General features: G+C 72.6%; 24 protein-coding genes. 6 read left to right on the top strand and 18 right to left on the bottom strand.

The genetic code is table 11. The features are described 5' to 3' along the window. Positions 1–20 precede the first annotated feature (20 nt). The 4 genes from IE317_RS05500 to IE317_RS05485 form a co-directional block, all read right to left on the bottom strand. Positions 21–572 carry a DUF4231 domain-containing protein gene (locus IE317_RS05500; RefSeq protein WP_191306943.1) on the bottom strand — a complete coding sequence of 184 codons (552 nt, stop codon included), beginning with the start codon at positions 570–572 and terminating at the stop codon, positions 21–23. Between the two features lie 38 nt (positions 573–610). After that, positions 611–1669 (bottom strand): glycosyltransferase family 4 protein, encoded by a 1059-nt coding sequence (locus IE317_RS05495; RefSeq protein WP_191307301.1) that lies wholly within the window; start codon positions 1667–1669, stop codon positions 611–613. 121 nt (positions 1670–1790) lie between these two features. Next, positions 1791–3272, bottom strand: coding sequence for a serine/threonine-protein kinase (locus tag IE317_RS05490; RefSeq protein ID WP_191306942.1), 1482 nt, complete (start codon positions 3270–3272; stop codon positions 1791–1793). 138 nt (positions 3273–3410) lie between these two features. After that, complete coding sequence (locus tag IE317_RS05485) at positions 3411–4211, bottom strand: inositol monophosphatase family protein (RefSeq protein WP_191306941.1); 801 nt, start codon at positions 4209–4211, stop codon at positions 3411–3413. Positions 4212–4239: 28 nt separating this feature from the next. Between IE317_RS05485 and IE317_RS05480 the strand changes: the two genes are divergently transcribed. Next, the gene (locus tag IE317_RS05480; protein ID WP_191306940.1) at positions 4240–4938 is read left to right on the top strand and encodes a creatininase family protein; all 699 of its coding nucleotides are present in this window, start codon (positions 4240–4242) and stop codon (positions 4936–4938) included. On the opposite strand, the gene ribA is transcribed toward IE317_RS05480, so the two are convergent. The 6 genes from ribA to IE317_RS05450 are packed head-to-tail and all read right to left on the bottom strand — an operon-like array spanning position 4927 to position 9869. Further along, positions 4927–5580, bottom strand: coding sequence for a GTP cyclohydrolase II (gene ribA, locus IE317_RS05475; RefSeq protein ID WP_191306939.1), 654 nt, complete (start codon positions 5578–5580; stop codon positions 4927–4929). The two genes, IE317_RS05480 and ribA, sit on opposite strands and share 12 nt — an antisense overlap. 13 nt (positions 5581–5593) lie before the next feature. After that, complete coding sequence (locus IE317_RS05470; protein ID WP_191306938.1) at positions 5594–6592, bottom strand: lysylphosphatidylglycerol synthase transmembrane domain-containing protein; 999 nt, start codon at positions 6590–6592, stop codon at positions 5594–5596. Next, positions 6589–7416: a methyltransferase domain-containing protein gene (locus IE317_RS05465; protein ID WP_191306937.1), complete on the bottom strand. Its 828-nt coding sequence runs from the start codon at positions 7414–7416 to the stop codon at positions 6589–6591. Before IE317_RS05465 ends, IE317_RS05470 begins: the two co-directional genes overlap by 4 nt. Then, positions 7413–8480, bottom strand: coding sequence for a glycosyltransferase family 4 protein (locus IE317_RS05460; protein WP_191306936.1), 1068 nt, complete (start codon positions 8478–8480; stop codon positions 7413–7415). The genes IE317_RS05465 and IE317_RS05460 overlap by 4 nt, the downstream gene beginning before the upstream one ends. Further along, on the bottom strand, positions 8477–8875 hold the full coding sequence (locus IE317_RS05455; protein WP_191306935.1) for a 6-pyruvoyl trahydropterin synthase family protein: 399 nt from the start codon (positions 8873–8875) through the stop codon (positions 8477–8479). Before IE317_RS05455 ends, IE317_RS05460 begins: the two co-directional genes overlap by 4 nt. Positions 8876–8906: 31 nt before the next feature. Continuing rightward, on the bottom strand, positions 8907–9869 hold the full coding sequence (locus tag IE317_RS05450) for a zinc-dependent alcohol dehydrogenase (RefSeq protein WP_191306934.1): 963 nt from the start codon (positions 9867–9869) through the stop codon (positions 8907–8909). Between the two features lie 67 nt (positions 9870–9936). On the opposite strand from IE317_RS05450, the gene IE317_RS05445 reads away from it, so the two are divergent. Further along, positions 9937–10692, top strand: coding sequence for a CDP-alcohol phosphatidyltransferase family protein (locus IE317_RS05445; RefSeq protein ID WP_191306933.1), 756 nt, complete (start codon positions 9937–9939; stop codon positions 10690–10692). A gap of 8 nt (positions 10693–10700) precedes the next feature. Here IE317_RS05445 and IE317_RS05440 read toward each other — a convergent pair whose 3' ends face one another. The 3 genes from IE317_RS05440 to IE317_RS05430 are packed head-to-tail and all read right to left on the bottom strand — an operon-like array spanning position 10701 to position 13428. Continuing rightward, positions 10701–11660: a DNA polymerase domain-containing protein gene (locus tag IE317_RS05440; protein ID WP_191306932.1), complete on the bottom strand. Its 960-nt coding sequence runs from the start codon at positions 11658–11660 to the stop codon at positions 10701–10703. Positions 11661–11698: 38 nt separating this feature from the next. Next, complete coding sequence (locus IE317_RS05435) at positions 11699–12496, bottom strand: oxygenase MpaB family protein (protein ID WP_191306931.1); 798 nt, start codon at positions 12494–12496, stop codon at positions 11699–11701. A 47-nt stretch (positions 12497–12543) separates the two neighbouring features. Continuing rightward, complete coding sequence (locus IE317_RS05430; protein ID WP_191306930.1) at positions 12544–13428, bottom strand: LysR family transcriptional regulator; 885 nt, start codon at positions 13426–13428, stop codon at positions 12544–12546. A gap of 90 nt (positions 13429–13518) precedes the next feature. Between IE317_RS05430 and IE317_RS05425 the strand changes: the two genes are divergently transcribed. Together IE317_RS05425 and IE317_RS05420 are read left to right on the top strand one after the other, a co-directional pair. Further along, entirely contained in the window at positions 13519–14811 is a 1293-nt protein-coding gene (locus IE317_RS05425; RefSeq protein WP_191306929.1) for an FAD-binding oxidoreductase, read from the top strand. An 81-nt stretch (positions 14812–14892) separates the two neighbouring features. Then, on the top strand, positions 14893–16062 hold the full coding sequence (locus IE317_RS05420) for an acyltransferase family protein (protein WP_373308976.1): 1170 nt from the start codon (positions 14893–14895) through the stop codon (positions 16060–16062). On the opposite strand, the gene IE317_RS05415 is transcribed toward IE317_RS05420, so the two are convergent. Then, positions 16059–16481 carry a nitroreductase family deazaflavin-dependent oxidoreductase gene (locus IE317_RS05415; protein WP_191306927.1) on the bottom strand — a complete coding sequence of 141 codons (423 nt, stop codon included), beginning with the start codon at positions 16479–16481 and terminating at the stop codon, positions 16059–16061. The two genes, IE317_RS05420 and IE317_RS05415, sit on opposite strands and share 4 nt — an antisense overlap. A 103-nt stretch (positions 16482–16584) precedes the next feature. On the opposite strand from IE317_RS05415, the gene IE317_RS05410 reads away from it, so the two are divergent. Continuing rightward, complete coding sequence (locus IE317_RS05410; RefSeq protein ID WP_191306926.1) at positions 16585–17049, top strand: MarR family winged helix-turn-helix transcriptional regulator; 465 nt, start codon at positions 16585–16587, stop codon at positions 17047–17049. Here the strand turns inward: IE317_RS05410 and IE317_RS05405 are convergent. The 3 genes from IE317_RS05405 to IE317_RS05395 all read right to left on the bottom strand — a co-directional run bounded on the left by IE317_RS05405 (position 17046) and on the right by IE317_RS05395 (position 18922). Continuing rightward, on the bottom strand, positions 17046–17405 hold the full coding sequence (locus IE317_RS05405; RefSeq protein ID WP_043789246.1) for a PLDc N-terminal domain-containing protein: 360 nt from the start codon (positions 17403–17405) through the stop codon (positions 17046–17048). The genes IE317_RS05410 and IE317_RS05405 overlap by 4 nt on opposite strands. A 58-nt stretch (positions 17406–17463) precedes the next feature. Beyond that, the gene (locus IE317_RS05400) at positions 17464–18123 is read right to left on the bottom strand and encodes a hypothetical protein (RefSeq protein WP_191307298.1); all 660 of its coding nucleotides are present in this window, start codon (positions 18121–18123) and stop codon (positions 17464–17466) included. A 121-nt stretch (positions 18124–18244) separates the two neighbouring features. Continuing rightward, the gene (locus tag IE317_RS05395) at positions 18245–18922 is read right to left on the bottom strand and encodes a GNAT family N-acetyltransferase (protein WP_191306925.1); all 678 of its coding nucleotides are present in this window, start codon (positions 18920–18922) and stop codon (positions 18245–18247) included. Between the two features lie 52 nt (positions 18923–18974). Between IE317_RS05395 and IE317_RS05390 the strand changes: the two genes are divergently transcribed. Further along, positions 18975–19817, top strand: a complete 843-nt coding sequence (locus IE317_RS05390) for a PaaX family transcriptional regulator (RefSeq protein ID WP_191306924.1) — start codon at positions 18975–18977, stop codon at positions 19815–19817. On the opposite strand, the gene IE317_RS05385 is transcribed toward IE317_RS05390, so the two are convergent. Beyond that, positions 19804–20199, bottom strand: a complete 396-nt coding sequence (locus IE317_RS05385) for a RidA family protein (protein ID WP_191306923.1) — start codon at positions 20197–20199, stop codon at positions 19804–19806. The genes IE317_RS05390 and IE317_RS05385 overlap by 14 nt on opposite strands. Positions 20200–20256 lie beyond the last annotated feature (57 nt).

The following is a 20256-nucleotide window of genomic DNA, read 5'->3' as shown; positions in this document are numbered from 1 at the left end:
CGGCGAACCGTTCCACCAGGTCAGGGCGAGGGCCGGACCTCCGGCTGCGGTGGCCGGTCGTGCTTGCGGAACTCCACCCAGCGGCGGCTCACGTCGGCCCACAGGTCCTGCTGCTCGGCATAGAACCGGTCGAGCCGGCTTCGTTCCAGGTCGGCCGCCGGAGTGGTGACCAGGTAGTAGTCCATCTCGTCGCGCAGCCGGTTCATCCGATACTGCGTCTCTTCCATGAGCAACCAGCGCGAGCGCCAGGTGAAGAAGGACTCCAGCCCGGCCAGCAACGTGACCGCGGCGACCAGCGGCAAGGCGATCGACGCCCGGAAGGGGATCTCCGGGATGCCGAGCACGATCGTGGACAACGCGGTGAGCACCAGGGTGGCGACGCGCACCCAGGAGGCCGGTCTTTTGAAGCGCTTCTTCCGGGAATCGATCCAGTCGATGTCCGCGGAGACGAGATCGCGGAAGCCGAGGAAGACCTCCCGGAGCGGTTGGTCGGGCTGGCGCCCCACCAGTTCCAGATAGCCCCGCTCGGAGGTGAGTTCGGTCGGCGACGAGGTTCGGCGTCCAGGCCACATCGGGCCAGGGTCGTGGAACCTCAGCACCCCGGCAAGCGTCAAGCGACGATCCGCGGTTCCGACGCCAGCCGCGACAGGACGTGCGTCAGCCGGCGGGCCGCCACGTCCCACTCCTCCAACGCACTGCCCCTCCCCAGCGCCGCCGTGCGCAGGGAGCGGCGCAGCTCCGGGTCCGCGTACCAGCGGTGCAGGGCGTCCGCCAGCGCGTACGGGTCGTCCGGCTCCACCAGCAGGCCCGGCATCTCGCCGTCCGCGTCGACGCCGAGGGCGTCGTGCACGCCGCCGACCTCGGTGGCCAGGACCGGGATGCCCCTGGCCAGTGCCTGGGCCACGTACATGCCGGAGGTCGCCGCGCGGGCCGGGATGACCAGGAGGTCCGCCGCGTTGTAGGCCGCGGCGAGGTCGACCGCGTCGCCCGCCAGCGTGATGCGGTTGCCGAGGCCGAGGCGCTCGATCGACCAGCCGAGCTCGCCGACGTACGCCGGGTCCGTCTCCAAGGAACCGGCGAAGACGCACGACAGGGCCAGGTGGTCGACCTCGCCGAGGGCCTGGACCAGCACGTCGTGGCCGTTGCGGCGGGTCACGTCACCCACGCAGAGCAGCCGGGACACGCCGTCCGCGCCCGCCGCGAGCGGGGCCGCGTCGGTGCCGGGCTTGGCCACGTAGACGCGGCCCGGGTCCAGGTCGTGGCGGTCGATCAGCAGCCGGGCCAGCCACGGGCTGGTCGCGACGACCATGCCGGCCATCCGCAGCGTCTCGCGCTCGCACGCGTCCAGCTCGGCGGCGTGCGCGGGCGCGAGGCCCGGCTCGTCGGCCAGGGCCTGGTGCACCAGCACGGCCAGGCGCAGGCGCCGCGCGTGCGGGACGACGATCTCGGGCACGCCAGCGGCGATCATGCCGTCGAGCAGCACGACCGTCCGGTCCGGCAGCGCGGCGAGGGACCGCGCCAGTCTCCGTCTCGACGTCGCGTCCGGCTCCGGCCAGTCGCCGGCGATCGGCAGCTCCAGCACCGGCTGCCCGACGGCGGGCAGGTTCTGGCACATCCGCTTGTCGTAGGTGTCGCTGCCCGGCGGCGCGGCCGGGAGGATGAACACCATCGGGTCGGCGGGCCTCATCGCGCGCGCCGGGGCAGGGCGGTGGATACGGGCACGGCTACCTCCAGCGTGGGTCGACGGCGGTGACGGCTCATACGTCACACGCACCCCAAGCCGGGTCGGTTCAGCTCTGCGCGTCAATCATCCAGATTCCGTTCACCTGGACGAGCGTGAACGTGTCGTTCTCGGGCTTGGCCCCGTCGTAGGTGACGTGCGCGGTGACCTGGTTGGTCCCGATCTCCTTGACGTTGGACGCCTCCACCTTCCGGTACTGGCCCCAGAAGGCCTTGTACTTCTCGTACGTCTGGTTGCGCGACGCCTTGAACTTGTCCGTGAGCAGGTTCCACGCCGCCTGCGGATTGTTCGGGAGCAGTGCGTAGTACTCGCTCAGCGCCTGGGCCGCCGTCTTCGTCGAGGACACCGTCGAGACCGTCGGCGAAGTCGCCGGTGCCGAGGTCGGCGGCGTCGGCGAAGGAGAAGACGACGGCGTCGGCGACGGAGACGGCGTCGGCTGGGTGGCCGTTGCCGACGTGGACGGCGTCGGCGAGGGTGGCGGGGCGGCGACGTTGTCCGCCGGCGGCTTCTGCCGCACGACCAGCAGGATCGCCACGACGACCGCCACGCACAGCAGCGCCGCGCCCGCCCCGACGGCGATCAGGCCCTTGCGCGCGCCCGGCGACACCGCGGTGACCTCGCCCGCGGGCACGGACACGGCGGCCGGCACGGTCGGGACGGCGGGCGGCTCGGTCTCCGGCACCGTCGCGGCGAGCACCGAGTCGCCCGGCTCGGCGTCCGGCAGCAGCGCCCGCAGCTCCTGCTCGACCTCGTCCATCGACGGGCGCTCGGCCGGCTCGGTGGCGAGCATCCGCAGCAGCAGCGGCGTCAGCCGGCCCGCCTTCTCCGGCGGCACGATCTCGCCGCTGGAGGCCTTGTAGAGCAAGGCGATCGGGTTGTCGGCCGTGCCGTACGGCGACTGGCCTTCGACGGCGGCGTACAGCGTGGCGCCGAGCGAGAAGACGTCGGCGGCGAAGTCCGCGTCCTCGCCGCGGGCCACTTCCGGCGCGAGGTACGCGGGCGTGCCGGCGATCTCCCCGGTGGCCGTCAGCTTGACGTCACCGATCGCGCGCGAGATGCCGAAGTCGGTGATCTTGGCTGTGCCGTCCTCGGAGACCAGGATGTTGGCCGGCTTCACGTCGCGGTGCACGACCCCGGCGCGGTGCGCGCCGGCCAGCGCCGAGCTGATCTGCACGCCGACGCGGATGGCGTCGTCGACCGTCGCCGGCTCCTCGCCGAGCACGAGGGCCAAGCTCTTCGACGGCAGGTACTCCATCACCAGCCACGGCCGGTCCTCCTCTTCGAGGACAGCGAACACGGTGATCGCGTGGGAATGCTGCAGCCGCGCGGCGATCCGCGCCTCGCGCATCGCGCGGTTCTTCGCCTCTTGGGTGCGTTGCTCGTCGTGGTCGTGCGGCAGCAGGAGTTCCTTGATCGCCACGGTGCGGTCGAGCTTTTCGTCCTGGGCCCGCCACACCGTGCCCATCGCGCCGCCGCCGATCGGCTCGAGCAGCCGGTACCGATCGCGGATCCGGCGACTTTCCACGAGCATCCACCATTCTCCGAAGTGGCCGACGAGATCCGGTCAGCATGCCAGCCTGGGCGGCCGACCGGTACCAACGTAACCGAAAACCTTGCGCGGACAGCGCAAACGAGCGCTGTGGCGCCGCCCACGGTGTACCCGGGAATCCTAACGAACAACCCCGTAGGCGCGATCAAGTGCGTCCACGATCTCCTTGCGCAGCCCGGCGCCGACGGCGATCGTCGCCGCGGAACCGACCGTGTGCTCGCTGCCGTCCCGGTCCACGACGGCGCCGCCGGCCTCGCGCACGAGCAGCACGCCGGCCATGGTGTCCCACGGGTTGTTGGACAGGATCAGTGCGGCGTCGAGCTTTCCGTCCGCCACCCAGGCGAGGTCGATGGCCGCGGTGCCGAGCATCCGGATCTTCTGCGCCCGCGCGCCGAGGTCCGACAGCAGCGTCAGCCGCGCGCGGTTCTTCTCCTCGGCGAGCTCGCCGATCGCGAAGTCCCCGACGGCGATCATCGCGTCGGACATTTCCGTCGCGGTCGAAGCGCCGACACGGTTTCCGTTCGCGAAGGCACCTTCGCCGCGCGCGGCGGTATACGTGACGCCGAGGTACGGCAGCGTGATCGCGGCGACCGTGCTGTGCTCGCCGTCCACCAGCGCCAGGGAAATCCCGCAGAGCGGAATTCCGCGGGCGAAGTTCGCCGTCCCGTCGATGGGGTCGAGCGCCCACCAGCGGCCACCGCCGTCCCCGCTGCGGCCGCGCTCCTCGCCGAGGATCCCGATCTCCGGCGTCTCGGCGGCGAGGAACGCCCGCAGCGCGTCCTCGACCGCGGTGTCGACGTCGGTCACCAGGTCGCGATCGCCTTTCGCGGAAACGGAAAAACTCGGGCGCGACCTGACGATCTCCGTCGCCTTCGCGACGGCCTCGCGCGCGATGTCCAGTAGTGCGGCATGCTCGGTCATGACTCCAACCTAGTGAAGGGCCGCAGCGATGACCGATCTGTTCCCGCTCGCCACCACCGCCGACGAGCAGGAGCGGCGGGCGTCGGTCGCGGTGCTGCCGGTCGGCAGCTTCGAGCAGCACGGCGCGCACCTCCCCCTGGCCACCGACACGATCATCGCGGCGACCCTCGCCCGCGCGGTGGCCGACGCCCACCCCGTCCTGCACCTGCCGCCGATCACGATCTCCTGCTCGCACGAGCACGCGGGGTGGGCGGGCACGGTGAGCATCTCGGCGCGCACGCTGCACGCGGTGGTCACCGACGTCGCCGCGTCGCTGAAAGCGTCCGGGGTGGACCGGCTGGTGCTGGTCAACGGGCACGGCGGCAACTACGTACTGTCCAATGTGGTCCAGGAGGCGGCGGGCGCGATGGCGCTGTTCCCGGGGGTCGCCGACTGGCAGGCGGCGCACACGGCGGCCGGCCTGCGGACGTCACTGGACGACGACATGCACGCGGGCGAGCTGGAGACGTCGATCCTGCTGCACGCCCACCCGCACCTGGTCCGCCCGGGACACGAAACGGCCGACCACGTCACCGACCGGGAGCACCTGCTGACGCTGGGCCTGCGGGCGTACACGGAGTCGGGGGTGGTCGGCCGTCCTTCGCTGGCGACCGCGGCCAAGGGGCACGTCGTGCTGGACACGCTGGTCCAGCGCTTCGCCGGCGTCCTGGAGGTGTTAGGCGCCTGAGATGGCCTGGTCCAGGTGCGGGAGCAGGTGGGCCATCCGCTCGGCCTTCGTGCGGAGGTAGCGCAGGTTCTCCGGGTTCGGCGGAACCAGCAGCGGGACCTGCTCGCTGATCCGGATTCCGTAGCGGGTGAGCTGTTCGACCTTCTTCGGGTTGTTGGACAGCAGCCGCACCGAGCGGATGCCGAGGTCGGTCAGGATGCCCGCCGCGGCGTGGTAGTCGCGGGCGTCGACCGGCAGGCCCTGCGCCACGTTCGCGTCGACCGTGTCCAGGCCCTCGTCCTGCTGCAGCCGCATCGCCTCGAGTTTCGCGAGCAGGCCGATCCCGCGGCCCTCGTGGCCCTGGACGTAGACGAGCACGCCCGCGCCCTCCTCGACGATCCGGTCCAGCGCCGCCGCCAGCTGGTCGCCGCACTCGCAGTGCGTCGAGCCGAAGACGTCGCCGGTCAGGCACTCGCTGTGCACCCGGGTCAGGGCGCCGAGCGGGGAAATCTCGCCGAACACCAGCGCGACCTGCTCGGTGCCGGTGCGATCGAGGTACCCGAACGCGCGGAACGTCCCGTGCCGGGTCGGCAACCGGGTCTCGACCACCCGCTCGACCACGGCCCGGCGCGGCAAATCCCCGGCGACCTCGCTTGCTGTCATGGCCTCCACCTCTCTATCCCGGCACTTCCACCTGGACGTGCCGGGCCGTTCGTGCGGCACTTTCCCGTGAAAGTGCCGTCCGGCGCACCCCAGCGACACTCCGGACGAGCAGGACACCGGCGCCGGGCAGGCTCGCGACCAGCGTGAGCACGCCGTAGACGACGGCGACGGTGACACCTTGGGCGGCCCCCAGGCCGGCCGCGCCGAAGAGCAGGGCGCAGACGCCCTCGCGCGGGCCGAAGCCGCCGACGTTGAGCGGGAGGCCCATCGCGAGCAGCGCGAGGACCATCAGCGGTACCAGCTGCCCCACCGGCGCGGCCACTCCGGCGACGCGGGCGGCGACGACGAACAGCGCCAGGTGCCCGGCCAGCGTCGCGACCGACAGGAAGCCCACGCTGGGCCAGGTCTCGCGGGTCAGCAGGCCGAGCCGGACGTCGGCGAGAGTGACGGCGAAGCCGCGGCGCCACTTCGACGGGCTGTGGATCCAGCGCCCGCCCAGCAGGCGGCCCACGACCAGCGCGGCGACGGCGGCGAGCACGACGACCACCCCGGCGACCACGACGACCTCGCGGAACGCACCGGGCACCACCGACGGCGACGCGAGCACGACGGTGACCGCGGACGCGATCAGCACGACCTGGCCCGCGGTGCGTTCCAGGACGACGGCCCGCACGCCGCGCGGCACGTCCCCGCTGTCGCGGCCGTGCTGGACCGCGCGGTGGACGTCGCCGAGGACGCCCGCGGGCAGCACGCCGTTGAGGAACAGCGCGCGGTAGTAGTCGCCGACCGCGCCGCGCAGCGAAAGCCGCAGGCCGAGGCGGGTGGCGACGATCTGCCAGCGGCCCGCGCTGAACACCGTCGTCGCGAAGCCGATGGCGAGGGCGGCCAGCACGCCGGGCGCGCTGATCCGGCCGAGCCCGTCGAGAAAGGCCGCGCTGCCGAGCTGCCAGACGAGGACGGCGAGGATGCCGACCGCGCCGAGGATCCGCAGCCAGGCCAGTGCGCGCTTCACGCCGCCACCTCCCGGCTCGGCGGCAGGACCAGCAGGTCGCCGTGGTGGATCACCGCGTGCAGCTCGCCCGCCGCCGCCATCTCCAGCCGTCGCTGCAGGTAGACGTCGGCGACCGGGCGCAGCTCCGGCAGCTGTTCGACGGCCGCGCCGACCCAGCCCTCGAGCCACTGCCGCTGCAGTTCGGCCTGGTCCGGGCCGAGCCGCCAGGCGCTGTCCGCGCGGACGACCTTGGCGCCCAGCCTGCCGAACGCGGCCGCGGCGACGTCGACGGCGTCCGGGCCGAGCAGCCGACGGCCGTCTTCGGTGATCCGGCGCTGATGGGCGTTGAACGCCGCCGCGACCGCGGGGTCGAGCGGGTCGGCGGGCGAGAGCTCCACCTTGCCGGTGACCGACAGCATCAGCAGGGCCGCGCAGCCCGCTTCGACGACCGCCGTGGCCAGCGCCGCGACTTCGTCCCTGGTCAGCAGGTCGAGCAGCGCGGACGCGGTGACCAGCGACGTCCCGGCGAGGTCGGCGGCCCGCAGCGCGGTGACGTCCCGCTGCTCGGCGACGACGTCCACCGGGCTGCCGTCGAGCGCGGTGCCCGGCAGGCTCGCCTGCGCGTGGGTGAGCAGGTCGGTGTCGTGGTCGTGCAGGATCCAGTGCTGGGTGCCGGGCAGGCGGGCGGCCAGCCAGCGGCCGAGCGAGCCGGTGCCGCAGCCGAGGTCCCGCACTGTGAAGTCCTGGGGCAGGTACGAACGCAACGGATCGAGGAGCTCGGTGGCGCGGGCCGCGGCGTCCGCGGGTTCGCGCAGGTAGAGCCAGTCCGGCGCGAACGCGGTCATGCCGCCGCCTCCTGCCGCAGGAGGATGTCGGCGATCCGCCGCGCGGTGTCGTCCCAGCCGGTCAGGGTCTCGCGGCGCAGCTTCGCCGACGCGCGCAGCCGGGCCCGCAGCGCCGGCTCGGTGAGCCAGCGGCGCAGGGCGGCACCGAGCGCTTCGACGTCGTCACCGGGCACGAGCATGCCCGGCACCGAGCCGTCCGGCGCGACGCCGACCGTGCTGGGCAGCGCGTCGACGTCGGTGGTCAGCACCGGCACCCCGCGGGCGAGGGCCTCGGTGACGACCATGCCGAAGGTCTCGGCGCGCGAAGGCAGCACGAGCAGGTCGGCGGTGTGGTAGGTCGCCTCGAGCGCCGCGCCGGTGCGCGGGCCGGTGAGGGTGAAGCGGGCGCCGAGCCGGTGCTCGCGCAGCCGCTCGACGTACTTGGTCTCGCGGCGGATCCCGCCGACGCATTCGCACGTCCAGCGCAGGTCGGCGACGGTTTCGAGGGCCTGGGCGAGCACGCCCTGGCCCTTGCGCGGGGTCACGTTGGCCACGCAGACCAGCCGGGAGACGCCGTCGGTGCCGACGGCGAGCGGGGCCGGGTCGACGCCCGGCGTCACCGAGTGCACGCGGTGCGGGGCGAGGCCGTGGTGGTCGATCAGCCGGCGCGCGGCCCATTCGCTGGTCGCCACGACCGAGCCGGCGGCCCGCAGCGTCTCGCGCTCCAGCGCGTCGAGCTCGGCCGCGAGCGCGGGCGGCAGGCCGGTCTCGTCGGCCAGCGGCAGGTGCACCAGCACCGACACCGACAGCCGCCGCGCCTGCGGGACGACGACCTCGGGCACGCCGCAGGCGACCAGGCCGTCGAGCAGCACGGCCGAGCCGGTGGGCAGCGCGGAGAGGAGGTGGCCGAGGACCGCGCGGGCCTCGGTGTCCGGCCGCGGCCAGTTGCCGGAGACGGCGATCTCGTGCACGTCGAAGCCGGCTTCGGCGAGCCGGTCGCACATGCGGCGGTCGTAGGTGTTGCCGCCACTGGGGACGGACGAGTCGTCGACGTCCCCCGGGAGGACCACGTACAGGCTGTTCACAGTGCACGCTCGTAACTCGCCCAGGCGACGTGCGATTCGTGCAGCGAGACGGCGATCCCTTCGAGGCCGCGCGCGCCTTCGCCGAGGCGTCCGGCGTGGACGGCGTCGGCCAGGCGGTCCGCGATGACCTTCGCGAGGAACTCGGTCGAGGTGTTGATGCCCTTGAACTCCGGCTCGTCGTCGAGGTTGCGGTAGTTCAGGTCGCCCAGCACCGCCTTGAGCTCTTCCGTGGCCTTGCCGATGTCGACGACGATGTTGTCCTCGTCGAGCTCGGGGCGGCGGAAAGTCGCGTCCACCAGGAAGGTCGCGCCGTGCAGGCGTTGCGCGGGACCGAACACTTCCCCGCGGAAGCTGTGGGCGACCATCACGTGGTCACGGACGGTGATGCTGAACACCAAGACCTCCGATGCGTTCGGGTGGACGTGGTCACTGCGGCTGATACATGACACGGAGGCAGAGGGCGGAAAGTTCATTTGCCGCCAGCCGGGGTAGCACGGAAGGAAGATCCTTAAACGTGCATTCGGCGCTGACCAGCGCTTCGAACGCGGGATCGGCCAGCAGATCCAGGGCGACGGCGAGGCGCTGGGCGTAGCTGCGATCGGGCCGCGCGACCGTCCCGACCTGGCTGCTGCGGATCACCAGGCGTCGCGAGTGGAAGTTCTCGCCGAGCGGGACGCTGACCGGGCGGTCGCCGTACCAGGACATCTCGACGACCTCCCCCTCCGGCGCGAGCAGTTCCAACGCGCGGGTGAGCCCGGCCTCGGACGCGCTCGCGTGCACGACGAGGTCGCAGTCACCGAGCGCCTTCTCGGGGCTCGAGAACTCCACCCCGAGCGCGGCGGCGATGTCCGCTTTGGCCGGATCGACGTCGATGAGCTGCACCCGCGCGGCCGGGAAGCCGGTGAGGAGCTTCGCCACGCTGCAGCCGACCATCCCGGCACCGATGACGGCGATCCGGTCGCCGAGCCGCGGACGCGCGTCCCACACGGCGTTCACGGCGGTCTCGACCGTGCCGGCGAGGATCGCGCGGCCGGGCGGGACGGAATCCGGCACCGGCGTCACCGCGGTCGCCGGGACGACGTACGCGGTCTGGTGCGGGTAGAGGCAGAAGACGGTCTTGCCCTCCAGGTGCGCCGGGCCCTGTTCGACGACGCCGACGTTGAGGTAGCCGTACTTGACCGGGCCGGGGAATTCGCCCTCCTGGAACGGGGCGCGCATGACGTCGTGCTGGCTGGCCGGCACCCCGCCGCGGAAGACGAGGGTTTCGGTGCCGCGGCTCACCCCGGAGTACAGCGTGCGGACGAGCACGTCGTCCGGTCCGGGCGCGGGCAGCCGCTCCTCGCGCAGCTCTCCCGAGCCGGGACTTTGAACCCAGAAAGCCTGTTCCACGTGTTTCTCCTCAGCGGGCGACCGGAGGCTGGTGTCGCCACCCTATGAGCAATTCGCGGAGTCGACGATGATCAAACAGGACCTTCTCCTGCGTGCGGTGGTTCCGGCGCCGGTGCTCGCCGCGGGGGTCTTCGCGGGCGGCTTCTCGCCGCTCGCCTGGGCGACCGGAGTCGTCTACGGCCTCGCGCTGGTGCTGCTCACCGAGTGGGGGCTGCGCCGCAGCGGCCGCGGCGCCTTCGGACCGGCGGACTGGATCACCTTCGCCCGCGCGGTCCTCGTCGGCTGCGCCGCGGCGCTGATCGCCGAGGGTGGTTTTTCCCTCGGCTGGCTGGTCGGGCTGGTCGGCGTGGCGCTGCTCCTGGACGGTCTCGACGGCCAGGTGGCCCGCCGCACCGGGACGGCGTCGGAGTTCGGCGCGCGCTTCGACATGGAGGTCGACGCGTTCCTGATCCTGCTGCTGTGCATCCAGGTGTCCCGCACGCTCGGGCTGTGGGTGCTCGCGATCGGCCTGATGCGGTACGTCTTCGTCGCCGCCTCGTGGACCATGCCCTGGCTGACCGCGCCGCTGTACCCGAGCATGGCCCGCAAGACGGTGGCGGCCGTGCAGGGGGTCGTGCTGGTGGTCGCGGTCTCGGCTCTGCTGCCTTTTGCCCTGACGTTCGCGGCGGTCGCGCTGGCTTTGGCGTCGCTGACGTGGTCGTTCGGCCGGGACGTGGTCTGGCTGGCCCGTCACCGCGTCGAGCACCGCCCGGCCCGGATCGTCGCGCTCACCCGCGCGTCCCTGCGCCGCCCGCTCGGCTACGGCCACAACCAGGCCGCCTGAGGCGCCGGTTACGAACTCGAGTCGCGGGCCGCGCGGGCCCGGCGTTTGCCCTCGTGCATCGCGACCACGCGGGCGATCGGAATCGTGTGTCCCTCCTCGACGAGGTCCGCGGGCAGCACGAAGGGCTCCGGCATCTCGTCGGTCCACGGGTCACCGCCGTCCAGCAGATCGGGGACCGTGTGCACGGTGAAGTCGGCCGGCTTGACGCCGTCGACGTCGGCCCAGCGGACCGGGAAGGACACCGGAACACCCGGGCGGTGGCGCGGGCTGTAGACCGAGATGACCGTGGCGCCGCCGGCCCGCGTCGAGTCCAGGAACACCTTGCCTTCGCGGCGTTCGACCACGAACTCCGTCGTGCCCAGTGCCGGGTCGATCCGCTCGGCCCGGGCCGCGACCGCGCGGGTCGCCGCCGCGATGTCCTCCATCGCCTGGCCCGGTGCGAGCGGCACGAAAACGTGGACGCCCTTGGAACCGCTGGTCTTCACCGCGCCGTCGAGGCCGTCGTTGCGCAACGCCTCCCGCACCAGCTTCGCGGCCCCGACGGCCAGCGAAAAGGGGGCGTCCGCGGGCGGGTCGAGGTCGAGGATCAGGTGCGTCGGCCCGCTCGCGGGCTCACCGCGGAAGAGCGACGTGTGGTACTCGATCGCGCGCTGGTTGCCGAACCAGATCAGCGTGCGGAGGTCGTTGCCGAGGCCGTAGGTGACTTCACGCCGCGAGCGATCGGCCCACAGCGCCCGGCGCGCCACCCACTCCGGCGTGTACTTCGGCAGGTTCTTCTGCATGAACGCGTCCTGGCCGCGCAGCACCCGCACCACGCTCAGCAGCCGGTCGTGCAGCTCGGGCAGCATCCGGTCCGACACCGCTTCGAGGTAGCCGATCAGCTCGCGCTTGGTGACCCCCGCGTCGGGGAACACCTCCTGGTCGAGACTGCTCAGCTTGACGCCGTGCCTGATTTCGTCGCCGCTCATCCGCCCACCCTCGCGGTCCCTCGCGAGGCGGTCAACTGTCAAACAGGCGGACGTCCGGTCCGCAGCCGCCACCGCAGATCCCACAGGCAGGCGTTGAACGGGAACCGCCGCAGCGGGCCGGGCAGCACCCGGACGGCCCGGCCGAGCGCGGCGAGGAACGCGGCGAACCGGCGCTGGTCGGCGGCCGTCCACGGCAGCCGCATCTCGTCGCGGAAGCGCTGCGGGAGGAACCCGGTGGTCACGAACCGGTGGAACCGGCGGCCGGGCACCGCGAAGACCGGCGGCAGGAACTCCAGGTCGACGATCCGGGTCAGGTAGCGGCGGACGCTGTCGTCGATCCTCACCTCGGCCAGCCCGCCCGCCCAGTACGCCTCGAAGGCCGCGCGGTCGCCGGGCCACATCTCCGGACGCACCTGCAGCGTGGTGCCGAGGACAGCGGCCTCGGCGTAGAACCGCTCCGGCTCGCCGCCGGAGAAGGCGAGGCAGACGTCCTCGAAGCCCTTGTACAGGCAGGCCGCGACCCACAGCTGGAGGCCGGTGTCGAAGGCGTCGTAGGCGACCGGGCTCGACGCGGTCGAGTGCACCTGCGCGTGGGCCCGGTTGACGGCCTTCCGGTAGGCCGCGCGCTCGGCGTCGGTGCCCATCGTCGCAACCGCCAGGTAGGTCAGCGTGGTCCGGGTCCGCTTCACCGGGTGGCGGAAGAGGTTGCCGCTGTCGACCCGGCTCTCCAGGACGCCGTGCCCGACCGGCGCGCGGGAGAGCTGCATGATCACGTTCGCGCTGCCGGCCAGCAGCCCGGCGCCGATGACGGCGTCGCGAAGGGCGGTCTCGGGCATCGGCGCACCTCCTGGACCTTTGAGGGAACGCCGCTGTTGACGATCTGTCAAGAGCGGTGGGCCGCCCGGGCGAACGCGATGAGCGCCCGGGCCGCCGGGCTCAACGGCCCCTCCGTCCGCCACGCCAGCGCCAGCATCCCCCGCAACCCGGGTCCGCGGAGCCCGACGACGTGCAGCTCCGCCTGGTGGTACCGGGCCAGGGATTCCGGCACGATCGCCACCCCGAGCCCGCGCGTGGCCAGCTGCACCAGGAAGTTCGGGTCGGCCGCCTCGAAGGCGATCCGCGGGGTCAGCCCCGCCCCCGCGAAGGCCGCGTCCAGCGCCGTGCGCAGGCCCGTGCCCTTCGGCAGGGCCATCAGCGGCAGGCCGTCGAGGTCGGGGATCCCGACCTCGTCCCGCCCGGCCAGCGGACCGGAGGGAGCGGTGACGGCCAGGAACGGCTCCTCGAGCAGCACCTGCGTCGCGATGCCGGCCGGCGGGGCCGTCGAGATGCCGACGACGGCGAGGTCGAGCTGCCCTGCGCGCAGCGCCGTGAGCATGGTGTCGGAGTCGGCCTCCGAGAGCGTGATCTCGACGGCCGGGTACCGCTCGTGGAAGCCGGCCAGCAGGTCGGGCAGCCCGACCGGCCCCACCGACGTCACCATGCCGATCGCCACCTGCCCGCGGACCAGCCCGGCGAGCTCCTCGACGGCTTCGCGCACCCCCTTCACCGCCGCGAGCGCGGCTCGGGCGTGCGGCAGGGCCGCGGCGCCGACGTCGGTGAGCCGGACCGTCCGGCCGGAGCGGTCCAGCAGCTCCTGCCCGAGCTCCCGCTCCAGGCGTTTGACCTGCGCACTCACCCCCGGCTGGGCGACGTGCAGCCGCTCGGCCGCGCGCGTGAAGTTGCCCTCCTCGGCGACGGCGACGAAGTACGCGAGCTGGTGCAGTTCCATAAGCGTTGATTCTAGTCAGTAGACAAACCAGATCTTGGACTTCTGATCGGGTTCGTTCGAAGCTGGACACAGCCAACGAAAGGACCCGAGATGAATCTCCTCCGCCCCGGTCAGGCCGGGTACGCCGACGAAATCACCGGATTCCAGACGGCGGTGGCCACCGCGCCCGCGGCGGTCGTCGCCGCCGAAAGCGCCGAGGACGTGGTCGCCGCGGTGCGGTACGCGGCCGGGCACGGGCTGTCCGTCGCGGTCCAGGCCACCGGGCACGGCCTGACCGCCGGCACCGACGGCGTCCTGATCAGCACCCGGCGGATGACCGGCGTCGAGATCGACCCCGGCGCCCGCACCGCCCGCGTCGAAGCGGGTGCCCGGTGGGAAGCGGTGATCGAAGCCGCCGGCGAGCACGGCCTGGCGCCGCTCAGCGGCTCGTCCCCCGACGTCGGTGTCGTCGGCTACACGCTCAGCGGCGGCTTCGGGCTGATGGCCCGCCGCTACGGCCGCGCCGCCGACCACGTCCGCGCCCTCGACGTCGTGACCGCCGACGGCGAGCTCCGGCGGGCCGAGCCGGGATCGGACCTGTTCTGGGCACTGCGGGGCGGCCGCGATGGCTTCGGTGTCGTGACGGCGATCGAGTTCGCCCTCCTGCCGGTCCGCGAGCTCTACGGCGGCAGCCTCACGTTCGACAGCGCCGACGTGCCCGCGGTGCTGCGGGCGTGGCGGACGTGGTCGGCGGCCGCGCCGGACACGCTGACGACGTCACTGGCCCTGATCCAGTACCCCGACCTGCCGATGGTGCCCGCGCCCGTGCGCGGCCGGCACGTCGCCCAGGTCCGGATCGCCTACCTCGGCGAGAACGGCGACGACGTCGTCGCGCCGCTGCGGGCCGCGGCCCCCGCGCTGGCCGACACGCTGCGGACGATGCCGTTCACCGAGTCCGGCTCGATCGCGGCCGAGCCGCGGCAGCCGCACGGCTACCACGGCACCAACGCGACCGTCTCCCAGCTGAACGACGCCATGCTCGACGCCGTCCTCGAGCACGCCGGCCCGGGCGCGGCCGCGCCGCCGGTGCTGATCATCGACCGGCTGGGCGGCGCGCTCGCCCGCACCCCGGAGACGCCGGGCGTGGGCTGGGACTCCTCGGCCGAGTTCGTCGTCCGGGCGCTGTCGGTGGTGGACGGCGACGGCGTCGCGGACGTCCGGCGTGCGCACGCGAAACTGTTCGACGCGCTGGCGCCGTGGACGACCGGCCGGCTGCTGCCGTTCGTCTACGGGGAGCACGCGCCGGAAGAGGTCGCGGAAAGCGTCTTCCCGGCCGCCGATCTGCGGCGGCTCCGGGAGCTGAAGCAACGGTACGACGCCGGGAACGTCTTCCGGGCCGGGTGAGGAGGGGACCCGGCCGGGAAACGGTGGCGCCCTATACTCGGCCGGCCTGGTCACGCCGTTAGGGGAACCGTTTTGCGCACGATGAGCCACGAGGACTACCTCGGCATGCGGCGGTTCCCCGGGCTCGACGGCCTGCGCGCGCTCGCCGCGACGATGGTCATCTTCTTCCACTTCGGCGGGCCGAACTGGACGTGGCTGTCGGGCTGGGTCGGCGTCTACCTCTTCTTCGTGCTGTCCGGGTTCCTGATCACGACGCTGCTGCTGCGCGAGCAGGACCGGACGGGCCGGATTTCGCTGTCGAACTTCTACATCCGGCGCGTGTTCCGGATCCTGCCGCCGTACCTGGTGATCCTCGGCGGGATCGTCGCGTTCGTCATCCTGCGCGGCGAGTTCCACTCACGCGACTTCCCGCAGGCGCTGAAGTACTACCTGACGTTCTTGAACGAGTTCCTGCCGGCGGCCACCCACGGCGCGGACAACTTCTTCAGCGGCTCGTGGACGCTCGGGATCGAGGAGAAGTTCTACCTGGTCTGGCCGTTCCTGCTGGTGGCGATCGGGATCGGCGCGGCGAAGCGCAAGTTCCTGCTGGTCGGCGTGGCGATGGTCGCGCTGCTGGCGCTGGTCCCGCTCACCACCGGCGGCTGGGTCCTCGAGTACTCGCAGACGGCGATCTACCGCTCGACGATCCACTACTTCATCCTGGCGGGCGGCTGCCTGCTGGCGATCCTGCTGCACTACCCCCGTGGGTACGCGCTGCTGAAGCCGTTGACGCACCCGCTGGCGGCGATCCCGATCGTCGTGGCGTTCGCGCTGCTGCACACGAACTTCGACGACCTGTGGCACGAGACCCGCAACAACCTCTGGCTGCTGGTCGCGTACGCGGCACTGACGATGCTGCTGCTGATCGTGCTGGTGAGCCCGGGCCCGCTGCGGTGGCTGCTGAGCACGGCCCCGATGCGGTTCGTCGGCGAGCGGTCGTACTCGCTGTACCTGCTGCAGGGGCCGGTGCACTTCGTCGTCGTGCAGGCGGTGCCCGGGCTCGCCCCGCACCGGACGGTCTCGGCGCTGACGGTGTTCCTGGTCGGCCTGGCGATCGCGGACCTGATCCACCGCTGGGTCGAGAAGCCGCTGATCGGCTTCGGCAAGCGGGTCATCGCCCGCAAGGAAGCCCGGCGCGAGTCCCGGCAGGCGGTTCCCCCGCCCGCCGAGACGCCACGCGCCGAGCCCAAGCCCGCGCCGATCGGGTCCTAGCGCTCCAGGACCACGATCGGGATGACCCGGTCGGTCTTCTTCTCGTAGTCGGCGAAGCCCTCGGCGTGCGCGACCATGCCCGCGTAGAGGCGGTCACGCTCGGCACGGTCGGCGATCACCGTGGCCGTGGCCTCGAACTTCTCGGTGCCGACCTCGACGGTGACCTTCGGGTTGGCGACGAGGTTGTGGTACCAGGCGGGGTTCTTCGGTGCGCCACCCATGGACGCGGCGATGACGTAACGGTCGCCGTCGCGGGTGTAGACCAGCGGTGAGAGGCGCTCTTCGCCGCTCTTCGCGCCGATGGTGGTGAGCAAGAGCACGTTCTTGTCCGCGAACATGCCGCCGACCTTGCCGTCGTTGGCGCGGAACTCCGCCACGACCTGCTGGTTGAAGTCGTTCATCTCGGCTGGCGTGGTCATGGGATCCCCTGTTTCTGGCCGGTACGCTCGACCGGACGCGAGGTAGGCTCGGACGAGCTGAAGCGTTTGCTTTGCAAGCAAAGCTACCGACGGGAAGTGCGTGGTGTCAACGGAGGCCGGACCGAGTGTCGAGGACGGCGTGCGGCAGCTGCTGCTGCTCATGCCCCGCCTGGTCGGCCGCGCGAAGCGCACCCCGGTGCCGGCGGAGCTGGACGGCTGCGCGCTGGCGCCCCGGCACCTCTCGCTGCTGTCGTACCTGCTCTTCGACGGGCCGATGACGGTCACCGAACTCGCCACCCGCCTCCAGGTGGCGCCGACGACGGCGAGTCTGATGGTCGGCGACCTCAGCCGTCAGGGCGTGCTGAACCGCGACGAGGACCCGGCCGACCGCCGCCGCACGATCGTCAGCATCGCCGAGGACAAGCGCCCGGCGGTCGACGCCTGGCTCGCCCGCGGCGCGAAGGCCTGGAGCGACGCACTGACGCCGTTGACCCCCGCCGAGCGGCAGCTGGTGATCACGACGCTGGAAGCCTACGAACGCGGCACCTGCGACGGGCCGGCCTGCTAGGCGTCGCCGCGCTTTTCCCGGGCCAGTTTGCGCTGGGCTTCCGCGCGTTCCCGGCACTTCCGGAGGAATTCCTCGTCGTCCTCCGGGCTCGTCGCCGCGAACCGGCCCGGCCGGTCGTACTCCGGGAACGCCGGCGCGTGGCGCTCATACGGCCCGCGCGCCCGCGTCACCTGCTGCGGGCGGCCCGCGACCAGCCAGATGATCGAGCCGACCAGCGGCACGACGAGCACGAGCAGCAGCCAGAGGCCCTTCGGCAGGTTGCGGCAGGACGATTCGTCCGTCGTGATCACGTCGACCAGGCAGAAGATCCACAACCCGAGCGTGACGATGCCGAGCAGGCCGTCGAAGTACAGCAATTTCCCGCCTTCCCCCACCGGATGAACGCGGTAAGTCTTAGCAGAAGGCCGAAGCAGCTCAGCCGCGGGTCACCCGCAGCACCGCGGGCATCCGAAGATTCGGCGAGGAAACCCAAACCGGTTCCCCTTCTGTCAGGCGGAAACCGCGCAACGCCTCGAGAACGCCGGCCGCGAGGGCGAGCGCGGGCCGCGACCCCGGGCACGCGCGCGGGCCGGCCCCGAACGGCGTCCCGGCGAGGGACACCGTCACGTCCTCGCCGCCGATCCGGCGGCGCGTGGCGAGCACCGGCTGCTCGGCGGGCTTTCCGGTCAGCGCCGCCCGAAGCCCGTTGCCGATGAGACCCGCCGTGGCGTCGCAGGCCTGGACGAGCAGGCCGATCCGGGCCGCCGCGAGTTCGGTCGGGCCGCCGCAGACCGCGACCAGCCGCGTCAACGCCGCTTCCTCGGCCGCACCGGGCGACACGTGCGGGTGGTACGCCGCCGCGACTCCGGCGACGTCGGCCGAGACGTCCGGCAGGCCGAGCGCCTCGGCGAGCACCCCGACCGGCACCGGCCGCGCGACCGCGGCCATCACGTCGAGGACGTCGAGTTCGGCCACGATCCGGCGGGTCCGCTCGAAAGCGTTGCGCCGCAACGAATCCTCGTCGAGCGGCGCCAGGAGATCCACGGCGAGCCCCCGCCGCCGGACGTGGTCGGGGCCGTTGCTGAAGCGGGCCACGGACGCGCGCAGCCAGGCGATGCCGCCCGGCGGAACGTCGAGGGGCACGGGCGGGACCGGAGCGGAAAGCGAAGTCATGCCGCGAAGTTAGCCGCGGAAAACGTCGGCGACGGCCGAAGTGTCAGAGCACCGACGACGCCGGGAACCAGTTAGCCTGCGGGCCGCCACACTGCGCCGGGCGCGGGACGTCGTGCTGGAACCACCACGCCTCGATGATCCGGCCGTCCGGCAGCCGGTACGTCGGCGGGCCGGCCACGCGGACGAGCCCGGCCGCCTGCAGCGACCGCGCGCTGGCGATGTTGCCGACCTCCACACCCGCGCGCACCCGCGCCAGGCCCAGGTGCTCGTGGGCCAGCGCCAGCCCGGCCGCGAAGAGCACCCGCCCGCACCCGCGCCCGCGGTAGTCCGGGGCCAGGTAGCCGCCGGTCTCCGGGCCGCCGTCCTCGCCGGTGTGCACGCTCACCAGCCCGGCGCAGCGACCGGCCTCGACGTCGATCATCACCAGGTCGACGGACTGCGGATCGGGTGACGCCCAGTGCGGCCCGGTGCCGGGCACGACCCGCAGCGCGTCCGCCCGCATCGGCTCGGCGACGATCGAGTCGGGCTGCCAGCCGAGCCACCGTTGTGCGGCCGGATCGCTGCCCCCTGCCGCGGCGGCGGCGTACTCCCACGCGGTCGGCGTGCGGAAGAGGTAGCGCCCGGTGCGCAGGACGTGGCCCTGCCGGTCGCAGGTCCGCTTGGTCATCAGGCGCCCGCGGCGGGTGAGCCGGTCGAAGATCCCCTTGGTGGCTGGCAGCATCGCGGCGAAATCGTAGCGGAGCGATCCGGGCGGGAGTTGCTATCGTGGCGCGATGACGGCCGTACCCGAGGCAACCGAACTGGACGGCTCCGGCCGGTCCGCCCAGCCTCGCCAGCTCATCGTGACGGTGTACGGCCTCTACTCGCGCACGGAGGGCGGCTGGCTCTCGGTCGCCTCGCTGATCGACCTGCTGGCCGTCGTCGGCGTCGACGAGCCCGCGGTGCGCTCGTCGATCTCCCGGCTGAAGCGGCGCGGGATCCTCGAAGCGGTGCGCCGCGACGCGACGGCGGGCTACGAGCTGTCCGACGCCGCCCGGGACATCCTGCGCGAGGGCGACGAGCGGATCTTCCGGCGCGGGCGCGCGACCCCGGCCGACGGCTGGCTGCTCGCGGTGTTCTCGGTGCCCGAGACCGAACGGCACAAGCGCCACCTCCTGCGCACCCAGCTCGCCCGGATGGGCTTCGGCACCGCGGCTTCCGGCGTCTGGATCGCCCCGGCCCACCTGCACGCGGCGACCGAGGAAGCGCTCAGCCGGCTCGGCCTGGCCGGGTACGCCGACCTGTTCCGCGCCGACCACCTGGCCTTCGGCGACGTCGCGGCGAAGGTCCGTGACTGGTGGGACCTCGACCGGCTGGACGAGCTGTACACGACGTTCCTCGACGAGCACGGCCCGGCGCTGCGCCGCAAGTCCGTGACCGGCGAGCAGGCCTTCGCCGACTACGTCCGGGTGCTGACCGGCTGGCGGCGGATGCCCTACCTCGACCCGGGCCTGCCCGCGGAGTTCCTGCCGGCGGGCTGGTCCGGGATCCGCGCGGCCGAGCTGTTCTTCGAGCTGCACGCGAAGCTGGAGACGCCGGCCCGCGCGTACGTCGCCAAGGCGATCAACCTCGGCTGAGCACCGCGAAGCCCTGGAGCTCGACCAGGGCCTCCTCGTCCCACAGCCGGGACACGCCGATGCCCGCCATCGCCGGGTACTCCGTGCCCGCGAGCCGCTTCCAGACCGCGCCGATCTCGCGCGCGTGGGCCCGGTAGCCGGCCATGTCGACGATGTAGATCGTCACGCTGCAGAGGTCCTCCGGCGAGCCGCCGGCCGCGCGCAGCGACGCCAGCAGGTTGCCGAGGGCGCGTTCGAACTGCTCGACGACACCGTCGCCGACGATCTTGTTCGACGCGTCCAGCGCGGTCTGCCCGGCGAGGAAGACGACCCGCCCCTCGGCCACCACCGCGTGCGAGAACCCGGACGGCTTGCCCAGCTCCGGCGGGTTGATGCGTTCCATGCCGGACACGGTACGCCATCTTTCGCGTTATTGACGGTCGTAGTCATCACGACATAC

Source organism: Amycolatopsis bullii (genome assembly GCF_014654205.1).
In the GTDB taxonomy this organism is placed as follows: domain Bacteria; phylum Actinomycetota; class Actinomycetes; order Mycobacteriales; family Pseudonocardiaceae; genus Amycolatopsis; species Amycolatopsis plumensis.
Note: the sequence above shows the minus strand (reverse complement) of the source record. Positions and strands in the feature narration are given on the sequence as shown.